Here is a 582-nt window from a genome sequence, read left to right as displayed (position 1 = left end):
GCTGCCACGGCGCTCGTGGTCGACGACCTCGCCGACAGCGACGGTGCTGTTGGCGACGAACAGCCCCGCCGCCAGCAGCATCAGCGCGCCGGCAGCGGACAGCAGGCCCCCCAGCAGCAGCCAGCCCCACGCCATCGCCCGCAGGCCGCGGCTGCCCGCGATCACTTCATCCGCACGCTGATGCGCGCCCCTGCCGCCGGCAGCTCGAACGCGATGCGGTCGAAGTCGGGCCGGCCGAACAGCACCGGGTTGTTGGAAAAGCCGTAGTCATCCTTGGGGATGCCCAGGGCGCTGACATCGAACCTGCCGTTGGCGTTGGTGTCGTGCAGCACCACCACCGCGTAACGGCCCGGCGCAAGGCCGGTGAAGCGCGCCTGCAAGCGGGTGCCACCGTCGGGGTACACGCGTTGCAGCGGCACCACCGGCCTGCCGCCATCCCAGCCCGCCGCGCTGTCGTAGACGAAAGCGGTGAGCCGGCCCTGCTGCGAGCCGACGTCTTCGATATCGATGACGAGGTCGGCCGCTCGGGCCGGCCCGGCCACCAGCCCGAGCGCCAGCAGCACCGCGGCGGCCGTGCCGGGC

The 582-nt window shown here is 72.7% G+C and carries 1 protein-coding gene; it reads right to left on the bottom strand.

The features are described from left to right. Window positions 1–161: 161 nt before the first annotated feature. Window positions 162–582: DUF2141 domain-containing protein (locus ACKVMH_RS13605; protein ID WP_412700679.1), on the bottom strand; the 421-nt coding region annotated here is incomplete at its 5' end.

This window comes from Lysobacter zhanggongensis (genome assembly GCF_046638635.1).
GTDB lineage: Bacteria > Pseudomonadota > Gammaproteobacteria > Xanthomonadales > Xanthomonadaceae > Novilysobacter > Novilysobacter luteus.
Note: the sequence above shows the minus strand (reverse complement) of the source record. Positions and strands in the feature narration are given on the sequence as shown.